23 protein-coding genes are annotated in these 23,295 nt (G+C 37.9%); 17 read left to right on the top strand and 6 right to left on the bottom strand.

Annotated features, from left to right (window positions below; translation table 11 throughout):
• The first annotated feature begins 682 nt into the window (after nucleotides 1-682).
• Nucleotides 683-1,495: an orotidine-5'-phosphate decarboxylase gene (pyrF, locus tag ORQ98_RS09235; RefSeq protein WP_274688516.1), complete on the top strand. Its 813-nt coding sequence runs from the start codon at nucleotides 683-685 to the stop codon at nucleotides 1,493-1,495.
• 81 nt (nucleotides 1,496-1,576) lie between these two features.
• On the opposite strand, the gene ORQ98_RS09230 is transcribed toward pyrF, so the two are convergent.
• Nucleotides 1,577-2,827, bottom strand: a complete 1,251-nt coding sequence (locus ORQ98_RS09230; protein WP_274688515.1) for a multidrug effflux MFS transporter — start codon at nucleotides 2,825-2,827, stop codon at nucleotides 1,577-1,579.
• 312 nt (nucleotides 2,828-3,139) lie between these two features.
• Here ORQ98_RS09230 and ORQ98_RS09225 point away from each other — a divergent pair, with 312 nt between their 5' ends.
• On the top strand, nucleotides 3,140-3,748 hold the full coding sequence (locus ORQ98_RS09225; RefSeq protein ID WP_274688514.1) for a CDP-alcohol phosphatidyltransferase family protein: 609 nt from the start codon (nucleotides 3,140-3,142) through the stop codon (nucleotides 3,746-3,748).
• A 69-nt stretch (nucleotides 3,749-3,817) separates the two neighbouring features.
• Here ORQ98_RS09225 and ORQ98_RS09220 read toward each other — a convergent pair whose 3' ends face one another.
• Nucleotides 3,818-4,333 carry a CHRD domain-containing protein gene (locus ORQ98_RS09220; protein WP_274688513.1) on the bottom strand — a complete coding sequence of 172 codons (516 nt, stop codon included), beginning with the start codon at nucleotides 4,331-4,333 and terminating at the stop codon, nucleotides 3,818-3,820.
• Nucleotides 4,334-4,634: 301 nt separating this feature from the next.
• Here ORQ98_RS09220 and ORQ98_RS09215 point away from each other — a divergent pair, with 301 nt between their 5' ends.
• The 5 genes from ORQ98_RS09215 to ORQ98_RS09195 all read left to right on the top strand — a co-directional run bounded on the left by ORQ98_RS09215 (nucleotide 4,635) and on the right by ORQ98_RS09195 (nucleotide 13,229).
• Entirely contained in the window at nucleotides 4,635-5,387 is a 753-nt protein-coding gene (locus ORQ98_RS09215; protein ID WP_274688512.1) for a substrate-binding periplasmic protein, read from the top strand.
• 409 nt (nucleotides 5,388-5,796) lie between these two features.
• Nucleotides 5,797-9,660, top strand: coding sequence for a hypothetical protein (locus ORQ98_RS09210; protein WP_274688511.1), 3,864 nt, complete (start codon nucleotides 5,797-5,799; stop codon nucleotides 9,658-9,660).
• Nucleotides 9,661-9,970: 310 nt separating this feature from the next.
• Entirely contained in the window at nucleotides 9,971-11,182 is a 1,212-nt protein-coding gene (locus ORQ98_RS09205) for a hypothetical protein (RefSeq protein ID WP_274688510.1), read from the top strand.
• Nucleotides 11,183-11,187: 5 nt separating this feature from the next.
• Nucleotides 11,188-12,369 (top strand): RHS repeat-associated core domain-containing protein, encoded by a 1,182-nt coding sequence (locus ORQ98_RS09200; RefSeq protein WP_274688509.1) that lies wholly within the window; start codon nucleotides 11,188-11,190, stop codon nucleotides 12,367-12,369.
• Nucleotides 12,370-12,443: 74 nt separating this feature from the next.
• On the top strand, nucleotides 12,444-13,229 hold the full coding sequence (locus ORQ98_RS09195) for a substrate-binding periplasmic protein (RefSeq protein WP_274688508.1): 786 nt from the start codon (nucleotides 12,444-12,446) through the stop codon (nucleotides 13,227-13,229).
• Between the two features lie 94 nt (nucleotides 13,230-13,323).
• Here the strand turns inward: ORQ98_RS09195 and ORQ98_RS09190 are convergent, their stop codons facing one another.
• Nucleotides 13,324-14,058, bottom strand: a complete 735-nt coding sequence (locus ORQ98_RS09190) for a hypothetical protein (protein WP_274688507.1) — start codon at nucleotides 14,056-14,058, stop codon at nucleotides 13,324-13,326.
• Between the two features lie 601 nt (nucleotides 14,059-14,659).
• Here ORQ98_RS09190 and ORQ98_RS09185 point away from each other — a divergent pair.
• From ORQ98_RS09185 to ORQ98_RS09165, 5 genes are all read left to right on the top strand, one after another.
• Entirely contained in the window at nucleotides 14,660-15,685 is a 1,026-nt protein-coding gene (locus ORQ98_RS09185; RefSeq protein WP_274688506.1) for an ABC transporter substrate-binding protein, read from the top strand.
• Nucleotides 15,686-15,811: 126 nt separating this feature from the next.
• Nucleotides 15,812-16,840 (top strand): ABC transporter substrate binding protein, encoded by a 1,029-nt coding sequence (locus ORQ98_RS09180; protein WP_274688505.1) that lies wholly within the window; start codon nucleotides 15,812-15,814, stop codon nucleotides 16,838-16,840.
• 37 nt (nucleotides 16,841-16,877) lie between these two features.
• Nucleotides 16,878-17,120, top strand: coding sequence for a DUF6868 family protein (locus ORQ98_RS09175; protein WP_274688504.1), 243 nt, complete (start codon nucleotides 16,878-16,880; stop codon nucleotides 17,118-17,120).
• Between the two features lie 17 nt (nucleotides 17,121-17,137).
• Entirely contained in the window at nucleotides 17,138-17,542 is a 405-nt protein-coding gene (locus ORQ98_RS09170) for a hypothetical protein (protein ID WP_274688503.1), read from the top strand.
• 188 nt (nucleotides 17,543-17,730) lie between these two features.
• Nucleotides 17,731-18,015 carry a hypothetical protein gene (locus ORQ98_RS09165; RefSeq protein ID WP_274688502.1) on the top strand — a complete coding sequence of 95 codons (285 nt, stop codon included), beginning with the start codon at nucleotides 17,731-17,733 and terminating at the stop codon, nucleotides 18,013-18,015.
• Between the two features lie 255 nt (nucleotides 18,016-18,270).
• On the opposite strand, the gene ORQ98_RS09160 is transcribed toward ORQ98_RS09165, so the two are convergent.
• Nucleotides 18,271-19,527: a cytochrome P450 gene (locus ORQ98_RS09160; protein WP_274688501.1), complete on the bottom strand. Its 1,257-nt coding sequence runs from the start codon at nucleotides 19,525-19,527 to the stop codon at nucleotides 18,271-18,273.
• A 126-nt stretch (nucleotides 19,528-19,653) separates the two neighbouring features.
• Between ORQ98_RS09160 and ORQ98_RS09155 the strand changes: the two genes are divergently transcribed.
• Nucleotides 19,654-20,193, top strand: a complete 540-nt coding sequence (locus ORQ98_RS09155) for a hypothetical protein (protein ID WP_274688500.1) — start codon at nucleotides 19,654-19,656, stop codon at nucleotides 20,191-20,193.
• Here ORQ98_RS09155 and ORQ98_RS09150 read toward each other — a convergent pair.
• Together ORQ98_RS09150 and ORQ98_RS09145 are read right to left on the bottom strand one after the other, a co-directional pair.
• Complete coding sequence (locus ORQ98_RS09150) at nucleotides 20,186-20,353, bottom strand: hypothetical protein (RefSeq protein ID WP_274688499.1); 168 nt, start codon at nucleotides 20,351-20,353, stop codon at nucleotides 20,186-20,188. The two genes, ORQ98_RS09155 and ORQ98_RS09150, sit on opposite strands and share 8 nt — an antisense overlap.
• A gap of 373 nt (nucleotides 20,354-20,726) precedes the next feature.
• Nucleotides 20,727-21,167, bottom strand: coding sequence for a hypothetical protein (locus ORQ98_RS09145; RefSeq protein WP_274688498.1), 441 nt, complete (start codon nucleotides 21,165-21,167; stop codon nucleotides 20,727-20,729).
• A 358-nt stretch (nucleotides 21,168-21,525) separates the two neighbouring features.
• On the opposite strand from ORQ98_RS09145, the gene ORQ98_RS09140 reads away from it, so the two are divergent.
• The 4 genes from ORQ98_RS09140 (at nucleotide 21,526) to ORQ98_RS09125 (ending at nucleotide 23,282) form a co-directional block, all read left to right on the top strand.
• Nucleotides 21,526-22,041, top strand: a complete 516-nt coding sequence (locus tag ORQ98_RS09140; RefSeq protein WP_274688497.1) for a UpxY family transcription antiterminator — start codon at nucleotides 21,526-21,528, stop codon at nucleotides 22,039-22,041.
• Between the two features lie 2 nt (nucleotides 22,042-22,043).
• Nucleotides 22,044-22,586: a hypothetical protein gene (locus tag ORQ98_RS09135; RefSeq protein ID WP_274688496.1), complete on the top strand. Its 543-nt coding sequence runs from the start codon at nucleotides 22,044-22,046 to the stop codon at nucleotides 22,584-22,586.
• Nucleotides 22,587-22,649: 63 nt separating this feature from the next.
• A complete protein-coding gene (locus tag ORQ98_RS09130) occupies nucleotides 22,650-22,889 on the top strand; it encodes a hypothetical protein (protein WP_274688495.1) in 240 nt (79 codons plus the stop codon).
• A 72-nt stretch (nucleotides 22,890-22,961) separates the two neighbouring features.
• Nucleotides 22,962-23,282, top strand: a complete 321-nt coding sequence (locus ORQ98_RS09125; RefSeq protein ID WP_274688494.1) for a hypothetical protein — start codon at nucleotides 22,962-22,964, stop codon at nucleotides 23,280-23,282.
• Nucleotides 23,283-23,295: the final 13 nt, after the last annotated feature.

Here is a 23,295-nt window from a genome sequence, read left to right as displayed (position 1 = left end):
ATAGGTTGAGAACAAGACGTAATTTTCTGTGTAGTCTATAAAAAGCGTATTTGTTGTATTGTTGTGGAAGTGAGGTATTGTTTAAATCATGATCCATGAATATCCTAATGTCATGTAAGCCATAGCACACAATAGGCCGTGTGGCTATAGGCAGTTACTATACCTCATGTATTTTATAATAAGCAACGCTATGCCAGTATAAGACCTTAGTGTGGAGAGGTGGTGTCGCGAAAGGGTATTAGAGAATAAATATAGAGCAACAGGATATTTTTCCACTGCTCTATAAGGCCATTCATGGCCTTTAGAGCTTTTGCTGTTCCCAACAGCAGTTCCAAAACACCCTATTACTCCATATTCTCAGTTTTTGGACTAAGCAGGCTTATCGTAAAGGTTAACGGATATGGGGTAACAGGGTATTCTGTAGCTAAGACATGGATGTCTTTTTAGCTTTTGATGGGGCAGGGAAGACCCTTCAAGAGCGGAGGAGGAATAGCCTGTTATGCCATATCGGACACTAGACTTACTTTTAACATTTTAGTGACACTGGGGAATGGAGAGTAAAAGGGAGGGAAAAATGCGTATTGGCTGTCTGTGTGCCATTGGCGTACTATATTGCACCTGATGTATCGGCTTTCTTGATAGCCGACATGATTACATTGGAACTCATTAAAAGGTACTGTTAATGCGCTTTAACGACAAACTTAGGCTTGCCTGGAAGAAAAACAATTCTTTAGTGTGTGTGGGGCTTGATCCTGACTTATCAAGGTTGCCTGCTGGTTTGGCGCAACAACGAGAGTCTATTTTTGAGTTTAATAAAGCCATTATCGATGCTACCCATGATGTAGTTTGTGCTTATAAACCGCAAATCGCTTATTTTTCTGCGTACTCTGCTGAAGAACAGTTAGAACAGACCATCCACTATATTAAGACCCATTACCCTGATATTCCTGTTATTTTAGATTCAAAAAGAGGTGATATTGGTAGTACTGCCCAAAAGTATGCAGTGGAAGCATTTGAGCGCTATCAGGCAGATGCTGTGACGATTAACCCTTATATGGGGTTTGATTCTGCTGAGCCGTTTTTAAACTACCAAGATCGGGGGGTGATTTTACTGTGTAGAACTTCTAACAGTGGCGCGGGTGATATTCAGGATTTAATTGTTGATGGTGTGCCTATTTATGAAAGGGTGGCTGATTTAGTTGCTAATCAGTGGAATAAACACAACAACTGTTTACTGGTAGTCGGTGCCACCTGGCCTGAGCAAATGGCAAAAGTTAGAAGTATTGTGGGGGATATGCCCTTTTTAGTCCCTGGGGCCGGTGCTCAAGGGGGGGATGTTGAACAACTGGTAAAAGCAGGCAAAACAGAGGATGGCACAGGACTGATTGTGAATTCCTCAAGAGGTGTTTTATATGCCAGTAATGGACCTGACTTTGCCGAAGCGGCACGAAATGAAGCGATTAAGCTTCGGGATTTAATTAATCAATTTAGGTAAGGTGTTTTTAGTTCCTATCTCGATATTTACAGGATGTCGCGAAAGCCATTCCCCCTTTGAAAAAGTGGGCTAAAAATACTCTTATACCGCTGTCGCTGTCGGCGTAGAAGCTTGAGCAAATCCTTGCTTACGATAGCCCAATAACAGCATCAAGCCAATAATCAGTACAGCAGCAACTGACACAGCGCTTAGTGGAAAAGTGCTGGTGTGGGGGAGTTGACCAGCCAGGTAGCTGATAGGCGCTGCTAAGGCCATTTCAACGAAAAAAATCAGCCCAGAGGCTGTGCCTATATTATCTTTAATGTTTCGTAACGCAGTGGTTTGACAGGCAGGAATAAAAATCCCCATACCCAATTCGTAAAGGAACATACCGACTACATAACCAGCCACTGCTTGGCTGCTTTGTAATGTATCCATCACAAAACCTAGCCCTGTAATACAAGCCAGGCTGGCACCAACTGCCATCATACCAAAAGTGATGTACAATACACGTTGTATACCAAAACGCTCAATGGTTCGAGAGGCTAATAAGCTACCCAGCACATAGCCTGTAATCATGATGGCTACACAATAGCTGAATTGCTGAGTGCTAAACCCAAGGTGACCAATAAACACAAAAGGAGCTGCGGCAATAAACACAAATACACCAGAGAAAGCGATGGCTGCCATCAATGTATAAAAACAGTAGTGGCGGTCTGTCAAAACAGCTAGAAACCGTTGGTATAGGTTTATTTCCGCAGGGGCACTTGGCTGAGGTGAGTGAGTTTCTGGTACAAATAACCACACAACTGCCATCAGCAGTGTGCCAAGAATCAGCATTAATTTAAAGTTAGCTTGCCAGCCAAACAGTTCTGCCACAGTACCGCCAATTATAGGTGCAATAGCTGGTGCAATCGCCATACAGCCACCAATCAGCGCAATCATTCTGACTTCTTGCTTACCCTCATAAAGGTCTCGCACAATGGTGCGAGACAATGCAGTACCAAAACAGCCAAATACTGCTTGAAAAAAACGAGCAATAATAAAAAGCCAAATATTTTCGGTTACTAAAATGGCTACTGTTGCCAGTAAGTACACAACGTAACCTGTAAGAAGGGTTTTTTTGCGACCAAATCGATCAGCTAATGGGCCAACAATCAACATTGATACGGCAAAGCCCAGCATAAAAATGCTGATCGTCCATTGCGTTGTAGCTGGCGACGTGGCAAAGCTGGCACTGATGGTTGGTAATGAGGGAACAAATAAGTCAATCGACAGGGGACCAAGAGCAGTACAAAACACCAGAATTAATAACATGATGTTAGGACAACGACTAAAATGACGATACACCATTATACATCCTCTTTACGGCTACCCTTGTGCTAGGGTTCTAGCCTATTCGCTTGTGGCTTTTATGACTGCTGATGGTTTGGTTGCTTTTTGAGCAAGCTAGTAGCAACATCATGAAAAAAAGAGGGGGATAATGCCTATCTTGCGGTCGCCTTACTATGCGTAAAAACCCTATAGAGGTGGCCTGCCCATTAAAAGTAGCTGTATCTGCCAGTAATCGGTATGCTTGAGGATATAGCGGTATCGCTTTTTGGTGATTACTTGATCATTTTGTAGATGGTTTTTGTAGATAGTGAAGGTTTTAAAACACCCATTATGGTTTCAATTTATGATATTAAGCCGAAATTTCAACAGTGCTTGTTGCCTGTTTTGCACTTATTACACCGTGCCCAGATAACCGCCAATCAAATCACCCTGACAGCGATAGTTTTATCATTCATTATTGGTGCTGCATTTTGGCATGCTGATTCTAATCCTTGGCTATTTTTAGCGCTGCCTATTGGTTTGTTTATTCGAATGGCCTTGAATGCCCTTGATGGTATGATGGCGCGCACTTATAACCAGCAGTCCAAGCTTGGAGAAGTGCTTAATGAGGTGGGGGATATTATTTCGGATTGGGTCATTTTTTTACCGCTTTTAAAGTTTTTTCCTGAGCAGCTTTATTTAGTGGTTGGTTTTTTAAGTTTAAGCATATTAAGTGAATTTGCTGGTTTATTAGGCAAAGCTATTGCGAATGAGCGTTGTTATGATGGACCTATGGGGAAGAGTGATCGGGCATTTGTGGTGGGAGCTTGTGGATTAGCACTATTTTTAGATTGGCCAATAACAGCATATGGCTTTTGGATATTTTTAACGGTGAATAGCTTATTAATGTTGAGCATCTTTTTTAGGATAAGGCGAGCATTGCAGAGTGCATCGGGATAGTCTAGTAAGTGGTCGTAAATAGTAAGCCACCAGCAATGGTGGCTATGAAGTAATTAATAGAAAGTCTAGTTACTTGGAACGGGTTAAGCCTAAAGAAATGAGCCCCAGGGCAAGCAGTAAGAGAGTGGCTGGTACAGGCACTTGACCACGCACAGCCCCTGGAGGAAATTCATTATTGTGGATGTTGACATAAAAATCACCTGGGTTGCTGATAATCATGGCTACATCAGCAACATTGGCTGTTAGGGTGTCAATTAAGGTACCGGCTCCACCACTGGTCGCAATACCTAAATTAATAAATACACCAGCATTAATTCCCGCAGGGCCATTAGGGCCATGGATATGCATAGCAGTAGGTGCTGCGATGTTGAAATATAAAAAGTTCCACGAAATAACTCCAGTGACATCATTAAAGGAAATGGTACCAAATGCACTGCCATCAGGATCACCACTTGCTCCTACTTCTTGTCCGCCATCCATATTAATTGACTGAGTTATCATGGTTGCTTGGGTGTTAAAGGAAAATGACAGTGTGGTGATGATGAACGCCCTAAGTAACCAAGTGAAAAAGTGTTGATTTAGCATAATGGCACGACCTCATATTATTGTTCCTTATGAGTAACGGGCAAGATGTAAACCATAATGATAAAAAGCTATGTTTTTAAATAGTTAGCTGATCGCTAACACTGACAATAAAAAGCAGTGTAAAAGAATACAGCAGAAATGACTAATAGGTTAAGTTAATCATTCGACAAAGTGTAAGTTTTATTGAATATGGGTGCTGGAATCTTTAACGGTAGGCTGGCTATACTATAGCTATACGAAGTTGCGTTATTAAGCATGAAGGCTGGTAATGACTAGTTGGCAAAAAATAAGACACTATTTTTTGATCAGTAGTTTTGTCGCTTTATTGTCTATATCGATAGGTGGAATACCTGTATATGCTGATGTGTTAATCCCTAAGCGTGCACTGATATTATATATTCCTGACAATGATGGGATAATTGTTTCATATAGTAAAGCTGTGTTTGAAGAGCTCAATAAAAGAACAGGTATTAACATTAAAATCTATAAGCTTCCTAGTGAGCAAGTATTGGTAAATGCTAATAATGGTAACGGAGATGGTGTTGCTTTGCGAGTGATCAATATTGAAAAGCAATATTCTAATTTGAAACGAATTAATGTACCTATTATTACCGTACAACATGTTCTTTTTGTTAAAAAATTACACGTTGCTAATAGTGTGAATGATATGACATATTTGAATGAGTTGGTTGTGAAGAATAAGTTTCTTGTTGGGTATTTAAAAGGAAGCCAAAAAGCAGAGTCAGAGTTGGCGAAGCTAAGCAAAGAAAATAAAGTTGCATTGAATAATCCTATGCAGGCATTTCAGCTGCTAAAAATTGGAGAAATAGATCTTTATCTTGCAGGGCCAGGTATTACTAGTCGATCTATTTTAAACAAATACTTTCACCGAAGTGGAATACAGGAACTTGGCATTTTCAGCCAGTTTCCTTTATACCCTTACCTACATAAAAAACACGAAAAATTAATGCCACTATGTGAAAAGGCATTGAAATCAATGCTTGATGATGGCACCTTAAATAAGTTTAGAATGTCATTAGAATTATCAGCTTAACTTTTATTTGTTATTCAGTTTTTATCAATAGCTTGTTTTTTCTTGTAATCAAGATGGCGTAAAGAATGGTGCTATTGCTTCATTAAGTAGCAGCTATTGCTTAATGATTGATGGTTGCTTAATACCTATGATCAAAAAATGATTTGCGGTACGGAGGTTTTATTTTTGCTGGTTAAAATTTTGTTACATTCTGTTTCATAACTTATATATACTTTTAGTGATGTGTGGTTTGATACTTGGGATCAATAAATACATAAATTAAGTACGGGCGAACTACGTTGAAAAAATACTTCTTGCAATGCTGTGAAGTGTTTTTATTAGTATGAGTACTCCCCAAATAATATAATTTTATAAATTAATATAAAGTTGTTTCATTAATTAGTTAGTAGGAATTTACTGGGGAAGGGAAATGTCAGCAGCAAAGAGCACTATTACAACAAATGCATTCCAATACTCTAATCACTTAAGTGGTATGGTAGACCCACGAACAGGCATATATCGTCTACAAGTACAGCTATCCCAATTGCTTGGCAGCTTGCTTATGGGGCCTGAGTTTACTTTTTTTATTCAATATCAGTTTTTAACTAATGAAAACTTAGGTTTTGGTCAGGGCTGGTTACATAATTTAACCCGATTTGATCGTAAAAGTCGTCAGCTTTATTTAGGAGAAGGCCAAAGCTATCATGTATCACCATTTCATACGACAGATGATAAAGAGGTAGAATTAGAGCTACATTATGCAAACTCTCATGAGCTTAGCGCTTATGCACTGGCTAGTGGTGGTATCAGAGTACAATATAAGTCTGGAGTATGTGAATATTTAAACCCAGAAGGTTTCTTGGAATGTATTCAACAACTGGATGGAAGAAGACTCTTAATTAGTTATTACAGCCCTAGCCGAAGAGGAAGAGTAAAGTCGATCACTGATGATCATGATCAGTCAATAGACTTTATTTATAATGAAAGTAGCGTTCAAATAATTAAAAACAACCAAACCGTCATTACATTACATATCCATCATAATGAATTAATACGTGTCGTGCTTGCAGATGGTGCTAGTTATCAGCTTGAATATGCATCAATCAATCATTGTCGAGTCATCAAACAACTCTCTTATCCACTAGGCGCTACTGAATCATTAACCTATGACTCTGAAGGGCTCAGAGCGCCTCAGGGTAGTCCATTACCAACATTACCTGCTGTGATTCACCACCGTATTTTTGGAAATGATATTACCACTATAAATACAACATACGCTTATAGTCGACACAACTATCTCGGCTTTGCTTCTGGGGCAAAATTTGTTAAAAATAAAGATAATTTATACGAACGTACCCACGACTACCGTTATCAGTCTATAGAAAAACGCGACGATCATGTCATTACACGGATTTATAATCGCTTTCATTTACTAATTGCAGAAGAAGTACGTGACGATAGTACAAATATCATTGTATCCAGACGTCAGCTGGAGTATTCAGCTGATTGTACACAACCTTTTCACAAACAGCCTGCAACCTATGCACTACCTGTCAGCGATGTTACTACTTATTTGAATAACCATGGTGAGCAGCGGTCAGAAACTTACCATTATGAATATGACGAGTATGGTAACCTAATATCTTCAACGGACCCGTTTGGGATTATTCAACGTTATGAGTATTATTTAGCACAAGGAGAAGATGGTTGCCCAGCTTCTCCTACCCAAGCCCCCATTTATTTAAAACAAAAGCAAACGATTCCATCAGAAAAATATGCTACAGGAGTTGAGGAATACCTAACCCATCAATACCGCTATACTGCTTTTCCTTGTATTGCTGCGACCAATGAAAACATTATTTCCAATGCTTCACTAAAAGCCTCATCATTTACATTATTAACCGATGAAACAGTGACTACCAATAAGGGGCTGCAAGTTTCTCAACGTGCCATAACATATTTTAATACACCAGATAATTCTTTGTTGCATGGACGTATGGAAAAAGAGGCATTATTAGTTGGAAAACGCAATACAGTCGATCAATTTACTTATCGCCATGTGGGAGATACTATTTGGACCATCTTATACTGTTTTACTGATGGGGAACCACTCTATCAAGAAAGTATTCACCATAATATTAACCATGGTAAAAAAACAACTACTATTGACAAATTTGGTGTGGTCACAACGTTTGAATACGATGTGTTAACCCGACTGAGTAAAGCAGTAACGCGTGCTAATAGTCCTTATCAGGAGGAGTGTAGTTATATTTATGCGTTAGAAATAAGTGAAAAATACTATGTTGTTACAAACACAGCGGCATCTAAGGAAAAAATTATTGTTGATGGACTTGGCCGAGTCAAGCAAGTGATGAAGACGGATGGCTCGGGTATTCTACAAAATCATGAAAGCAGATCCTATAATTCACAAGGTCAGTTAGCTTCTACCACTTTATATGATACAAATAGTAAACAGCAAGAACGGCAATATATCACTTATTTTGAATATAATATTTGGGGGGAAGTGTCTAAAGAAATATTGCCTTCTGGGCTATCACAAATAAAAAAACTAGATAAAGTAGCAAATACGTTGACTCAATATCTAGAAGCGACAAATGGAAAGCAAGCACAGCTAAAAACAACAGAGTTAAATGAATATCAGCAGCCCATTAAAATAACTATAAATGGTCAAGTGATTAAGCAGTTTTATGATGGGCTGGGTCGGCTGATTGAAGAACAGGGTCGTTATGAGGGACCAGTACATTATCAATATGATGTACAAGGACGATTAATACAAGAGTCAATCAATGACATATTAACTATCGAAAAACACTATGATTCAAACTCTCTGGATGAGTGGTTAACCCAGGTGATAGTCAATAATATCACAGTAGGTAAACGTGTTTACGACAAGTTAGGAAGAGTGAGTTCAGAAACAACGTTAGGATTATCACCTACTTATTTTACATATGCTCACCAATGGTCAGAACCGACTCGCATTGAATACCCTAATCAAATTGTCATCGACAAAGAGTTGGATCTTATTCTGGGGCTTCCACTGAAGGAAGTCAGCTCCGATCAGTCAATCAATAATGTATTTAGCTATACAAAACCAACCGGCGAGCTGGCATCGGTAATAAATACCCATTTACAAAGGCGTATGGAATATCAAGCAGATGGGTTACTTAAAACTGAAGCACAGGGAGATCAGCAAATACATTATCAGTACTCCCGACAAGGGAATGTTCTTTCAATAACTGATTTTTTTAATAACACAGAGCAGCGAATGTATGATAGTAGTGGGCGCTTATCAAAAATCATACAAGATCAAAATACTGTTGAGTTTCATTATGATGAGTTTGACCAAGTGAGCAAGGAAGTGCTGATTACTCAGTCAGGGCAGTCAATTATTCATCAATATTTTTACGATAGCTATACGCGACTTACCCGGAAAATATCCCTTGTTGACCATGTCATTATTTGTCGACAGTCATTTACTTATAATTCACAAAACAAGTTAATTAAAAAACAGTTAACGGATGAAAATAACAAGACGACAATTGAGCAATATCACTACGATTTACTGGGTCGATTAAGTGAATATCATACTCATGGCCCAAATTCCCCTCGATATAATGATAACAAGAAGTCCAGCGACACTGAAGATGCTATTATTCAAAAACAGTTGTATCACTACAATCATTTAGGTGATATTGACCGACTTGTCGTGGAATATTTAAAAAATGGTTGTACACATATCAAAACCCAGCAGTTCTCTTACCACAATGAATGCTTAGGGCAGTTACAATCTATTACGAGTAATACAACAATAACAAGCCTTGGCACTGTCACTGATAGCAGTGAGCATTATTCCAGCCAGCAAGAAACACTCGCTATTAGCTATGATGCTAATGGCAATCTCACTCAGGATGAGCAGGGTATGCGATACCAATATAATGCACTTAATCAAGTTACCAACCTGTTTAGTGCTGATGGTGAGCATATTGCAAACTATTTATATGATGGGCTAGGGCAGCAAATCACTTGTCTTGTAGCTGAACAGCCACCACACCAACGCTTATTTAGCCAGCATCAGCAAATCAATGAAGCTCAAGGTGATTGGGTCAGTCGAGGATTAAGTGGGCATCATGGCATGCTACAAAGAACCGTTCAAAGCCAAGCAGGCTTGTATACAGATATGATGGTCACGGACCATCAAAAAACGCCTATTTATTCGATTCATGGAAAGCTTTTTAACAAAATAAGTTATCAGCCTTTTGGTAACAGTCATTAATATACCCAAAACGTAGGGTTTGTAGGGGAGGCTGTTGAGTGACGAGTTCCAGTAGCAGTTTTAAAGTAAATTAAAGTAGCTACCGCAAGTTTTACCGTAGCAGACTTGCCCCCATGAGCCTATAAGTAATAGGTGATTGGGGTGACCGTTAATTGCTCCTGCATTAACTGTATTCACACCTTCCTTGGTGATTAGGAACGACAACAACAAACCCCTTGTGCCCTAGGGGTATAAAAATCATTCGTGAAGGGTATAAAAAAATATCATCAACAGTTAAAAAACTAAATAATACTTTAAATAAGGTAATATTATGGCTTATATAAAACCCATTAACATACTGTCAATGGCAATGAGTAATATAATTATCGGAGCGGCTTTTGCGGGATCATTAGACGCCAACCGCTATGAAATTCAAGATATTCGAGTAGAAACGGATTTAGCTCATGGCCAAGCCTATCAAATTTATGCTAATGGTAAAATGCAAGCACCCGTTTATATAAAAATCAAAGCTATTGATCCTACAACAAGGAAACCTGTTACTATTCCAACCGATGAGTTGATTTCAGCCACTTACTTATTTGGCAAACAGTCAGGATTAAACTTGACTTACAATCAATATTTTTCTGACTCCTCTGATCAACACTGGTTTTATACTGTAACAGAAAATCAATACCAGCATACGGTACCTCGATCAGCAGGTATTGTGCGTCGATCTGTTAGTTCTTCTGCGACGGCTATTCGTAATAATCCTCGGCTAGCTAATGGCTGGTCGCAATTAACCTATTGGGTATCAACAAACGAAACACACTACAGTAAACATGTTTGTGCTGAAATTTCTATTAATAATGGTGAAAAAATTAACAGCTGCGATATGATGTATGATGAGTATGCGACTATTAGCTCAATAGATCCTTTACAATATCGTGCTGAAGATTTTAGTTTTGACTTTCACTATTTAAAAAATACCGACACCTGGTATGTTGGCTATTGGCAGCTCACACCCAAAGATAAGCAAATTAAAATTTATGGTTTAGAATGGGAAAACCCTCTACAGGAAAGTAATCTGTTTTTCCGTGCTATGGATTACTTTCGGCCAGGCGGTAGTTTATTAAGATACAACAGTAATACAACGGCTTATTCATTAATTCTTTATCCCTATAAACCCTCTATTGAATCCCAAACGATTAGTGACTATGTACGTATCTGGAATATTGAGGGTAAAAAACGAGAAGACTACCATTTTACACTGCCTCTCTCGACTAACAACGTAAAGTTTGTACAGGGAAAAGGCAGCTACGATGACTACAAAACATGCATTTACATCACACGAGATCATTGCAGCCATACACGCAAAAATGGGCATTATGTAAACATGACTAGTAATGATTCTTATCATTATGACCTTCGTCCTAAATTTACAGTCCTTGATCAGTTTGGTAATGCTGCTCAACTCAAGCTGGTGGATGGCAACACTAATACTGACTTGGGGTGGGATAATTATCAAATTATGGATGATGAGTAATAACTGTGAAATTAACTAACACTTTTTTTAATCGGACGCTGCCAAGTATATCATCGGAAGACTTACCCAATTTATCTCGGCGGGGGTTTTTGATTAAATCCTCATTATTTGTTACTTCTGCTTCGTTATTAACTACCAGCATTCCTGTTCATAGTGCACTGAGTTTATCTAATAACCATGAACGACCAACGCTGATTATTTTGCAAAACCCCACTCGCTTTACCGGTGAACAATATGATTCTATTGCTCAAGTTTACCATTTAGGTAATGGCTATCGTATATATAACCCTCGATTAATGCGATTTCATTCCATTGACTCGTTGAGTCCATTTAATGAAGGGGGATTTAATGGTTATTGCTATTGCCTCAATGACCCAATTAATTTAGTCGATCCAACTGGGCATATCAGTTGGCAGGCGGGGGTTTCTATTGGTCTAGGGGTGTTAGCCTTAGTCATTGGTGTCGTCACTCTTGGTGCAGGAATAGCCGCATCTGCGGGTTTAATGACTGGAGCAGCGGCCATTACAACAGCAGCTGCATTAAAAGCTGGCTTAGCCGTTACCTCAGGCGTAACAGGTATGATTAGTGGTGGGTTAGGGATTGCCTCTGGTGCAGTAGAAGAAGCAAACCCTACTATTTCAACCCAATTAGGCTATGCCGCTTTAGCATTTGGTGTTACTTCTGCTGTTACGGGTATTGGTTCGCTGATTGCTGGGGCTAGAGCAACAGCCAATGCTAGCAGTCAATTAATTCGAAGCCCACTAACTCCCAGTTTAATTGCTTCTCCAAAATCTGGACAAGTCACTTTAAAGCTAACAGACAGTATCGCCTACTATAATCCAAGATTTGTTGCAAAAACGCTACACCGGGCTTTTCATGGCAGTGAGCCCTTTCAGCGAATTGCTATCACGGGTGATAAAGCACCCACTTTATTTAGAGGAACGAACTTTTTATCAAACTCATATGCTCAGCAGCTATCAAACCAAACAGGAAAACAGGTTATCGAACTTGCTCGGAGAGGAAGCGCTGCTATACCACAGTCAAGAAGAGCCAGCAGTGTGCCCAGCATTATTAATGCATCCACTGCTATTACTAAAAGCCCAATATGGACACCTGCTCGATATTTTGGCTTATCCCGTGTGATGTACTCAAGTGGCATGATCGGCCGATCATTATTAGCAGAATAAATTAACTAACAGCACCTATGGTGGGTATCAGCTATTTTTTATAGGGAGCCAGAATGACTTAGCAGGAGAGTGACATGGTTTATAGTTGGTTTAAAGCGATACTGACTACTCTTTGCTTCTCTGGCATGATAGTGGTTCAGGCAAGCCCGGTCGTCACCATTGCTTACGAAGATACGCCACAACCACCTTATTACTTGGGAAAAGGCTCGATGGTACCTAAACAGCGGCCAGGGATTACAGTTGAGTTATTAAATCACATTGCAGAACGCTTAGATTTTACAATTAACTATCAGCGTTATCCTTGGTCTCGTTGCTTAGCCACACTGGGAAGCAATCAAGTAGATGCTATTTTTCATGCCAGTTTCAAGCAAGATCGAATGAAGCTGGGCGTTTATCCTATGAAGAATGGCCAACTTAACAACCTTAAGCGAGTTCACCGTAAAGCTTATTCTTTATACACAATTAAAGGGTTTGACTTGAAATGGGATGGAAAACAGTTTGTGAACTTAAAGGGCTCAATCGGTGTCACTCATCAATATGCTATAGCCAATCAGCTAGAATCAATGGGAGTGGAAATTGATAAGGCTTATGATTCATACACACATCTGCGAAAGCTGATGGCGCGACGTATCGTAGGAATCGTTGACTTAGAAAATAAGGTTGAGCCCATCTTGTCTCAAAATAAAAGACAATTCTCTCAAGTCATCAAGGTGTCTCCACCAGTGTCTACCAAAGATTACTATCTTATTTTTTCTCATAAATTTTATCAGGCTAATAAAACGCTTGCGAATGCCATTTGGGATGAAATTCATATGGCACATAAAACAGGTGTTTATACTGAAGTTGCTAAAAAATACTGAGCTAATAGTTTCTCGATATCACTGGTCATAAATAAATAACGCGAAAATAAAAAAAGGCCTTTAAAAAAGGCCTTTTTATGTTTACTTAGTTTTGTTAAGCCATCGCAGCTTTAAAAGAACGGCGGCGATTTCTAATAAATGGCACTAATGCAATACTCATTAAAAATAATGAGATGGTTGCTGGCGTGTTAATGGGGGTAGTGGTTTGATTGGCTGCATCATACCAGCCAGATTGAGTGAAGGAGAAGTTTTTTAATGAACCATCAGCATTATAAGCAAAGCTACTGCCGATACTTGGGTGGTACCAAATGCCTATTTTTTCATCAAAGGCAACACCATCCCAGTCTGCAGTGTTGAATAATGAGTTGATTTGGGTTGTATCTAATTCAAAATTGAATGTTCTTTCTGTGCCATTATCTGAAACGTTAATAAAGTTGGCACCCGTTGAAGCAATATAGTTTTGGTTGTGTCTCCAGGTGTTGTAGGTGCTGTTGCCATTGTAGATATAGGAGGTAAGTGTACCTGTTGCTAGATCTCCGTACATAATGGCATATTCATTAACATGACCTTTAGGGTCTGGACCATCACTCACAACTAGCCAAAAACCATCAGTATACTGGCCATTGGCTTTTTGAGTTGTTGATTGCCAGCTAAAAGTTTGGTTATCTGAATCATAGCGAGTTTTTAGATTGGTTATTTTTCCTCCAGCAGGGTTGCTAGCAGGGTTGTTAACTTCAAACTCATAAATAGGAGCAGCAGCTGCGTTGCTTGAATAAATAGCGGTTAATGAAACAACACCAACTAGAAGTTTACCTAATGATTTAATCATAGTTATAACCTACTTCAATTAAGTGATTAATTAAGTTATTTTGCTACAAGTGTTACTTGCTTATATGGTTAGGCAAAAAGCATACCAATATAATTTTGCAAGGTAACTGATTGATTTTAAATAAATTTATAATTTTAAAATAATGTGCTGTATTATTTTAAAATAGTTTTTTATGCTTGTATAATAAACTGTTTTTTGAAATATAAGACTTTTGTATTGTTAGCTACCTCTAATAAGGTGAGTATTGGTGACTATTTATTGAGCGCTGTTGTTTGGGCTACTAATGAGGTTTATGTAAAATTGCATGACATTTTTTGAGTAGTTATTTATTTAGTTTTGACTCAAAAAAATAATTAACGGGTTGTTGCTATATTTAGTATGGATCATTAGCGAAGAGTATACGTTTATATGGATAGACTTAAGTTCGCTAACGAAAAAAAATCCTCGATTTAAAAAAATGCGGCAATAATTTTTAGCTCATCAATTTTAGATTGGTGTAGTTTTGGGTAAATAGCGTTCCTGACCATTTGGGCTAAACTTGTAAGCAATTATTAGAGCTGTTCCTAAACCCTGTACAAGTGAGCTATTAAGGTGAAGCCTGATGAACAAGTTATCAACCAACTTCTGGTATATGCTAAAGGTAGCTACCATTTGGTTATTGGTAAGCCTATCGTGGAAGCTGGTTGCAGGCCCTAAGGATTTGTTAATTATTCATAGCTATAGTCGATCAGGTTCTTTCACGTGGATTGATGACCAAACCAATGGTATCAAATCAATGTTTGGACAAAGTGGCTATCGGTTTCATGAGTTTGAGCTGGCTACTAAAATGATTCCGGAAAGTCAATTTGAAGAAAAAGCAAATGCTGCATATAAAATGGTTAAGCAGGTCAATCCAGGACTGGTTTTTTTAACTGATGATAATGCACTCAAACTAATGGTACCTAAAATAGGAAAAGATATTCCAATCGTTTTTGCAGGAGTCAATGGAAATATTCGAGTTGATTATCCATGGTTGCTGAAATACGCCAATGTTACGGGAATTTTAGAAAGGCCTTTAATGAAAAGAACAATCTTTCAAATGAAAGATGCGTTGAATCTAAGCCTAAAAAAAGTACTTATCATCATGGGAACCAGTGCTACTGGAAAAGCATTTTTTAAAAATGACTTAAATGGTCAAGATACATTTAGACTGGTAACCATTGATGTTGATGTAAGACGGTCAGGCAAAATAGAAGAGTGGCATAAATGGATTACTGAAAGTAAAAAAGAAGGGTATAACTTATTGCTGGTAACAAATTTTTATGCACTAACTGATTCTAATGGCAATAAAGTTGATGTTGAAAAAGTAGCTAATTGGATATCAAATAATTCCCCATTACCTGCATTTAGTGTCCATACGGGGGTAGTAGGCAAAAATAAACTAATTGGTGGTATGGTAATAAATGGTGTTCATATGGGTGAAGCCGCTGGTATGCTAGCATTAGATATTTTGAAAAATAAAAAATCAGGCGCTATTTTTTATAAAACTCTGGATAGAGGTCAGCTTATTTTTAGCAAACATCAACTAGCTAAGTGGAATTTAGCAGTAGATAAAAGGTTTATAGATGAAGTAGTGATGGTAGATTAGCTTCCAGCTCTACACTAACAGCCACCCCAATCACCTAACATTTGGGCTAAACTTGTAAGCAATTATTAGAGCTGTCCCTAAACCCTGTACAAGTGAGCTATTAAGTCAAGTGATTGGTGAAGCCTGATGAACAAGTTATCAACTAACTTCTGGTATATGCTAAAGGTAGCAACGGTTTTGTTATTGGTCAGTCTATCGAGCAAGCTGATCGCAGGCCCTAAGGACTTGTTAATCATCCATAGCTATAGTCGAGCAGAGTCAAATAAGTGGGTAAGCGAGCAAAGTCAAGGGATAAAGTCAGGGTTTGCTAATAGTAGCTATATATTTCATGAGTTGGAAATGGGAACGAAAAAGCTCCCAGTAGATCAGTTTGAAGCGAAAGCGATAGAAATTTATGAACAAGTAAAGGCAATTGATCCTGTTTTAGTCTTTATCACCGATGATAATGCACTGAAACTCATGGTGCCTAAGCTTGGCAAAGACATACCAGTAGTTTTTATGGGGGTCAATGCGAACATTCGGTTAGATTACCCTTGGTTGCTTGAGTATCCAAATGTAACTGGTATTTTAGAACGACCATTAATTAAAAGAACTATCTTTTTAATGAAAGAATCACTCAACTTAAAGCCAAAGAAAGTGCTATTGCTGCTAGGGACAAATCAAACAGGTAAAGCCTTTTTAAAAATTGAATTGAATAATCAAAAAACGTTTAAGCTGGTTTCCTTTGATGTGGATGTAAAGACCTCTGGTGAGGTTGAACAGTGGAAAAAGTGGATAAAAGCTAGTAAAAGTGATGGATATGACTTTATTTTGGCAACTACTTTTTTGGGGCTAACCACTATTGAGGGTAACAAGGAAAATACTGAAGGGTTTGTAAAATGGATGTCAGCTAATTCTCCAATTCCTGTATTTACGGTTCATACTGATGTGATCGGACATGATAAACTAGCGGGCGGCATGGTTTTATATGGCGTTTTATTTGGAGAAGCCGCAGCAAAAATTGCTCACGAAATTCTTGGAAATAAGAAAAAACCTAAAAAAATACCATATAAAACTTTAACTCAAGGTCAGTTGATTTTTAGCAAGCAGCAACTGAAAAAGTGGACTTTAACTGTGGATAAAAGCTTTATGGATGAAGTTGTGCTACTTGATTAATTCGCGTTGAAAAGCGACAGCATGCCAAGGAGAGCTTATGGACATTAATGGACTGACTGATTTTTTTATGTGGTGCACTATTTTAAATGCAGGGTTCTTGGTTTACATTGCTCTCATGTGTGTACTCTTTCCTAACTGGATTTATCAAGTACAGAGCAAATGGTTTTCAATATCAAAAGAAGCCTTTAATATCGTTGTTTATGCATTTGTTGGGCTGTATAAACTATTCTTTATTGTATTTGTTCTGGTACCTTATTTAGCATTGCTGATCATAGAGTAATTCTTTGAGGGTGAATCATGGCATTACAAGAAAATAAACTACATATATCGCTATTGTTGATTAGGTTAACGGTTTTTTTGGTCATGTTAATGTGGACATTAGATAAGTTTATTAACCCTGAACATGCAGCCAAGGTATATGAGAAATTTTATTTTATTGCTGGTTTGGGTCACCTAACCATGTACGTGATTGGTTGTGCTGAACTGGTAGTGCTATTGCTATTTGTGGTGGGTTATATGAAAAAATATAGCTATGGTGCCGTATTATTTTTTCATGGCGTTTCTACTTTTTCTTCATTTAAACAGTATTTGCATCCCTTTGAAGGAGCTAATCTCCTTTTTTTTGCTGCTTGGCCAATGTTGGCAGCTTGCTTGGCCTTATTCATATTACGTGATAGTGATAAAAAATTTACAGTAAATTAAAGGTGCCCTAACGTCAGTAAGAGTCATTCAATAGGGAAGCGCAATCCACTATAGGTTTTGTGTATACTATAACCTAGTTCTATAATTTCTCAGCTACTAATGAAACGAATAACCAAGGATAGTAAACCAAAGGATGGGCAATCATAATGAAATCAAGCATGATACTTCTATCAATACTCGGTTATAGTATGTCTTTTGCCTCATTTGGCGAATGTAAAATCGATCAAGGCTCTTTTACCTTATCTACACATATGGTGCAAAAAGCAGTTGAGGGTTCTGAGGATGAGCAAGTGAGAAATGCCTTTGCTAATGATAACTGTATTATTACCAAAGGCTGGCAAAAAGGCGGTGATATACCTGAAAACTTACCCGCAAAAGCAGAACATATTACCGTTAAAGTGCCAGGCTATTCTACCTGTTATATATTTGATCATCCTGACTTATTTGGTGTTTTTAAGACAGTTTGTAGCTAAAAATATGTACGCCTTGTTAGTAGCAAGGCGTAGACTGTAGAATACAATTTAACTGGATAACATAAAACTGAATAGTGCATCCGTAAGGCTGGATAACAGCCTTCTATAGCCAAAGTGAATGGTTTTTAGGGGCGGCCGTCGAGTGATGAAGCCCTATGAGTTTATGTTTTTATAAATGATTAGGGTGAAGAGCGGCGACAACAAACCCCTTGTGCCCTAGGGGTATAAAAATCATTCGCGAAGGGTATAAGTTGGTTATTGAATTGTTATGGGTAAGCTTTCTAAACCAACTAAAGTATCTTGTTGACGCCATCTTGCCTGTTGTCGATCAACAGCAATAGAAAAACTGCCTAGATGATTTAATATGACTTGCATCTCTAGACGAGAGAGTTGGGCGCCGGAGCAAAGATGGCGAGCATAACCAAAAGCCAAGTGCTTATTATGTTGACGGTCCAGTTTAAACTGATTGGGTTGCTCAAACATATTCGGATCTCGACAGGCTGCGCCTAACAGTACCTCAATACAGTCTCCGGGCTGTACTTGGTGCTGATGCAAGTTAACTGGCTTTGTTGCAATACGACGGATTGATTGTACTGGACAGGAGTAACGAAGGGTTTCTTCTATTGCTGGGTTATATAGATCAGGCTTTTGCAAAACAGAGCATAACAACTTTTGTTCATCAAGAAAATAAAACAGATTGCCTATTGTGCTAGTAGTTGTTTCATGCCCAGCCAGCAATAGCATGGAACAATTATCAGCCATGCACTGGTCAGTTATTGTTGAGTGAGTATCTTGTAAGCTTAGTAATGCACCCAATAAATTATCTTGGGGCTGTTGTCGGTGCTGGTTGATTAGATGTAGAAAATAGTCTCGGGATGCAAATAGGGCTTGTTCGGCATCAGTTAGAATAGCAGGAGTGATATTGGCGAAAAAAAGCCGAGTCAGGCGGTCAGAAAGCTGCTTAAGGTATAAGGCATCCTCCGCCTTGGCACCAAGCGCTTTGGCAATGACTAACATGGGCAAGGGAAAAGCCACTTCCTTGATTAGATCAAAGGTGACAGGCTTTGACTGAGCTAAAAAAGGGCTTAATAAGTAGTCAACACATTCTTCCATCATTGGTAGCATTTTGTCTAGTATTTGGCGACTAAATGCTTGATTAATGCAGCGTCTTAGAAGAATATGCGACTCGCCATCTTTAAACAGTACCCAGTGCTCAAAACCTTGGATTAACTGTTCGTAGCCACTTGGATCGGTTTTTGATTGCTTAAAAATACCTCTTACTCGGTTAGCTGAAAAGTCATCTGACCTTAAGACATGCTGTACCGTTGGGTAGTCGGCTACCACATAATAATTATCGCTGAGTTGCCATGCTGTGGCAGGCGTTTGATGCAACCCTTGAAACATAAGAAACACCTGGCTCCAGTCATTGGGCGGTGTATAAAGCGTTTGTACAATTTCTCTTACTTGTTCTGTCGTTAAAGCATCTATTGTCGTATTATTCTGACTGTGCATTTTTTTTATATCCTTTCGGTCAGTATTTTGATCCTAATGTACTTTGTAGTTTAACTAATATAGAGGTTTGTCGTTTATTTGTTTATACTTATGAACTTAAGCAATACTGAATAAGGAATAGAATTAATGAAACAAGTAGCAAACTATATAAGTTTGTTTTTATGCCTTTTATTAGCTGCATGTGGTAGCAATAAGAATGTTAATAACAGCGATACGATTTCACTTGGTTATTTTGAAAATAACCAGTATGTCAATCACAGTCTGGATTTGAAGCTAAATTTTCCAAAAAACTGGCATATCAAGAATACCGACAGAGATGAAAAAATAGGGCGAAACGAGTTTAAAACTATTAACTTATTTTATATATCTAAAGGGAATCCGGCGGAAAAAGAGTCAGGCCCAGAGGCAATATTAATCTTATCAAAAGAAAAAAATTATTTTTTAACTGACAAGGATATAACGATTCACAGCCAGCAAACTAGGCAGCTTGCTAATAATAAAATTACTGTGACTGATGTTGTTTTTACTTACCCTAATTTTGTGCCTGGTATATTCAAGCGGGAAATATTATTTGAACGGAAAGGGCTGTTTATTAGCTTAGGCTTCACCTTTAAACAGAGTGAGGAAGCAGAGGTTGATTCGATTATCAAGGAACTAGTCATTTAATAGTGGTATTTTGGCCTTTTCCCTTTAGTGGTTGAAATACACTGGTATCTACTTGTGTTATTAATTGATGAAGGGTATTGGCCATTGGTCCCATCAAACTTTTATAATTGGTTTCTTTGTTATTGATAGACGTTAGTTGTGGTTCCCACTGGGCTGTCATATTCTTTAGACAGTATCCACCACTTTAACCACATAGAATATAGCAGTATGGTTGTTGGCAGGTGGGTCCCTTACGACCTACTTACCACTTAGGCGTTGGAAGTAAAGGACTTTGCACTGATCGCTGTTTATGGGTCAGGTCTATGGGGTAATGCATATAGACTTTTTTATGCTCTGTTTGCTTTTAGCGAAACCAATAGTAAACAGAAGAAGAGCCTATTCCTATGTTCTGTCAGTTTTAAACGACAATCTGATTGTTTAATAGTCTTTTGTTTAACCTATTGTCTATTTATTGATTTTTAATATATGTTCTTAGAGTGTAGTAATGCCATTCTAGCATGTTTTTGAGGAAAGAAACTTGTTCAAATCACTGGTTAAATAACCCTATCTTTAAGCTGTGACTTGGCTCTTTGAATAGTTCTAAAGCTTACACCTGTTAACAGTACAATATCTTGCGGGCATGTATTCCTTTTTAATAAGAAATTAACTGAAAAACGCCTCAAATCAGATATTAACCCAGACATTGATTGAACTTCTAACATATTATTACTACTGCAGTTTAGTTCAAAAATTTTTTGTAAAGAGTGGTCTCCTTCTAATAAATCACAAAGGGTATTTCGATCAACCCTACATGATCCATATTGCCTTATTACTTCAATCATTTTTTCTGCTCCTGCATAAGACAGTATTTCTGCTGTTAACCAAGGCAGAAAAGGAATGCATTTGTCTTTATGGATGTTCAGGAATTCTACTAAATAGATATAATGGCTTGAATTTTGTTCAGGTAAATTAAAAAGAAATGCTGGTATGTCCATTTGATCTGCTCCATCCTTAGAACTACAATTGCACAGCAAGTATGCAGAGTGAAAATTTATAGTAAAGGCGACACTGTCGCCATGACAAAGCAAAAATTTGCTGGTTCAATAGTGTCAAAACAGTGAGTAAACAGAATAAATATTAATGAGTAACCCTGGTTCCAGGGTATGAAGGTTGATAGTTATTTCTTACAAAGATAAAGAGCTAAGTTCCAACTATTAGCAAATAGGCAGTTGATGTTTACTTACTATACAATGATAAAAAGCGGTATTTTTTGTCAACATTTTTAAAAATCTTTACAAATCATATCTTGATGGGACTGATAGGGCGAAGCCTTGCCTGTAAACAGGTGTTAAAATGGATCATAATAATAGACGTGATTGGTATGCTGTTTATACTAGAGCCAATTGTGAGGCCAAATTGGCTGCCGGGTTAACAGATAAAAGCGTTGAAAACTTTTATCCCGTTATAGAAGAAACTAGGCTTTGGTCAGATCGGAAAAAGAAGATTAAAGTCCCTATTTTTCCTTCTTATATTTTTGTCTATATCAATAACGATGAGTTTTATCGGGTAAAAAAAGCATCTGGGTTTTCCCATTTTGTGAGTTTAAAAAGTGAGCCTATAGTTATTCCTGAAAGCCAGATCAATGCAGTTAAACAGTTGCTGAACTCAAGTTATCAATGGCAAACAAAAGTGAGTACGTTAAATAAAGGCACAAAGATAGAAATTACTGATGGACCATTACAGGGATACATCGGTGTTTTAGTAGCCGATGCCACACAAAATAATGTTGCCATTGAAATTCCAGCCTTATGTAAAACCATGGTATTTACTTTAAAACAAAATCAATTTAAACCAGTCTGGACTAACTAATAATGATTTGGGATATCCCTGCACTTTTAAATACGGCTGGTTTTACTCAAAACCAATTGTATGAAAATAATGTAGCGGGACATTTCAATTATCGTTGGGAAGACATCGCTGCAGCCCTTGGTATGGGTAATTTACCTGCTGAGTCTTACTACCTGGGTCGTTTTTTAATTTTTGATGATCAGGGTGATAAACAAAAGCTGATAGAGTTAATTACCATGGAAGCGCACTCTTTGGCTGAAACCAATGACTGGCAGCTAGAAAATGTTAGTTTGGAACAGCTGGCACTTTTAGCATGTGAAGAACTAAAAGTGATGTCGGTGTGTGGTTACTGTAATGGGCTAGGTTTTAATAGAACAGGAGAGGACTGTAATCCTTGTTTAGGCTATGGCTGGAAAGGTTATACAGAGAAAGAGAAATATCAATTTATTGGCGTTAATGGAAAAAGCTGGTATCGCCGTTGGCAGTTAAGGTATACGGATATTTTAAACTATTTGGGAGGAGCAGCTTATCATTTGAGAGAGCATTTGGAACAACAGCTCTGTTAAGGATATCTCTAAAAATATTTTCTATTCGGAAATAAGTATAAAAACACGGAAAGGAACTATGTTATGGATAATAATCGCCTATTTTCTGCTGCCTTTTATAATGCAATTGATTCTACTATAGAAAAAAATGAAGAAAATATAAATAAATTACTACAGCAGTTGGATGTACTTAGTGAGGCTGTCGGTCTTGTAGATTTAATGGATTTCGATGAAGAGCCTGATTTGGCTGCAGATGAGGCAGAGTATGCTGATTTATTAGTAGTTGACAATAAGATTGACAGTAATGATTACAGATTTAATTAATTGGTAGTGTATGAGATGAAAACAGCCTTATTACCATATGTTGGCCTATTTTTAAGCTTTTTAGGTATCACTATGGCTACTATTCGCTGGAGCTTAAATAGACAGTCCCAGTTGCTACAGCAAGGAGCAGAAGTAAGAATCGCTGACGTAAGCAATAAATTAGAAGTGTTACATGTTGACTTTAAAGACATTATTCGGCATCAAGAAAAGCATTTACACGAAATTGAAAAGCAGCTACTTAGTTATCAAAAAGACGTAGCAGAAACTTATATGAAAAAGGAGGAAAGTGTCGCCATATACAAAGATATGGAACTGAAAGTTGACAAAATTAGAAGTGAAACAAAAAACTACTATGATAATCTATTAAACCATATTGATAACAAAATAGCATGAATCTAATGAATTC

The sequence above is a fragment of the Spartinivicinus poritis genome (genome assembly GCF_028858535.1).
GTDB lineage: Bacteria > Pseudomonadota > Gammaproteobacteria > Pseudomonadales > Zooshikellaceae > Spartinivicinus > Spartinivicinus poritis.
Note: the sequence above shows the minus strand (reverse complement) of the source record. Positions and strands in the feature narration are given on the sequence as shown.

Bases quoted from the DNA above. Each gene is read 5' to 3' on its own strand.
- ORQ98_RS09165 (WP_274688502.1), top strand. From the start codon at position 17,731: ATGTCTTTTGCCTCATTTGGCGAATGTAAAATCGATCAAGGCTCTTTT.
- ORQ98_RS09185 (WP_274688506.1), top strand. From the start codon at position 14,660: ATGAACAAGTTATCAACCAACTTCTGGTATATGCTAAAGGTAGCTACC.
- ORQ98_RS09135 (WP_274688496.1), top strand. From the start codon at position 22,044: ATGATTTGGGATATCCCTGCACTTTTAAATACGGCTGGTTTTACTCAA.
- ORQ98_RS09150 (WP_274688499.1), bottom strand. From the start codon at position 20,353: ATGACAGCCCAGTGGGAACCACAACTAACGTCTATCAATAACAAAGAA.
- pyrF (WP_274688516.1), top strand. From the start codon at position 683: ATGCGCTTTAACGACAAACTTAGGCTTGCCTGGAAGAAAAACAATTCT.
- ORQ98_RS09145 (WP_274688498.1), bottom strand. From the start codon at position 21,167: ATGGACATACCAGCATTTCTTTTTAATTTACCTGAACAAAATTCAAGC.
- ORQ98_RS09225 (WP_274688514.1), top strand. From the start codon at position 3,140: ATGGTTTCAATTTATGATATTAAGCCGAAATTTCAACAGTGCTTGTTG.
- ORQ98_RS09180 (WP_274688505.1), top strand. From the start codon at position 15,812: ATGAACAAGTTATCAACTAACTTCTGGTATATGCTAAAGGTAGCAACG.
- ORQ98_RS09170 (WP_274688503.1), top strand. From the start codon at position 17,138: ATGGCATTACAAGAAAATAAACTACATATATCGCTATTGTTGATTAGG.
- ORQ98_RS09160 (WP_274688501.1), bottom strand. From the start codon at position 19,527: ATGCACAGTCAGAATAATACGACAATAGATGCTTTAACGACAGAACAA.
- ORQ98_RS09210 (WP_274688511.1), top strand. From the start codon at position 5,797: ATGTCAGCAGCAAAGAGCACTATTACAACAAATGCATTCCAATACTCT.
- ORQ98_RS09155 (WP_274688500.1), top strand. From the start codon at position 19,654: ATGAAACAAGTAGCAAACTATATAAGTTTGTTTTTATGCCTTTTATTA.
- ORQ98_RS09205 (WP_274688510.1), top strand. From the start codon at position 9,971: ATGGCTTATATAAAACCCATTAACATACTGTCAATGGCAATGAGTAAT.
- ORQ98_RS09175 (WP_274688504.1), top strand. From the start codon at position 16,878: ATGGACATTAATGGACTGACTGATTTTTTTATGTGGTGCACTATTTTA.
- ORQ98_RS09195 (WP_274688508.1), top strand. From the start codon at position 12,444: ATGGTTTATAGTTGGTTTAAAGCGATACTGACTACTCTTTGCTTCTCT.
- ORQ98_RS09125 (WP_274688494.1), top strand. From the start codon at position 22,962: ATGGCTACTATTCGCTGGAGCTTAAATAGACAGTCCCAGTTGCTACAG.
- ORQ98_RS09130 (WP_274688495.1), top strand. From the start codon at position 22,650: ATGGATAATAATCGCCTATTTTCTGCTGCCTTTTATAATGCAATTGAT.
- ORQ98_RS09190 (WP_274688507.1), bottom strand. From the start codon at position 14,058: ATGATTAAATCATTAGGTAAACTTCTAGTTGGTGTTGTTTCATTAACC.
- ORQ98_RS09230 (WP_274688515.1), bottom strand. From the start codon at position 2,827: ATGGTGTATCGTCATTTTAGTCGTTGTCCTAACATCATGTTATTAATT.
- ORQ98_RS09220 (WP_274688513.1), bottom strand. From the start codon at position 4,333: ATGCTAAATCAACACTTTTTCACTTGGTTACTTAGGGCGTTCATCATC.
- ORQ98_RS09140 (WP_274688497.1), top strand. From the start codon at position 21,526: ATGGATCATAATAATAGACGTGATTGGTATGCTGTTTATACTAGAGCC.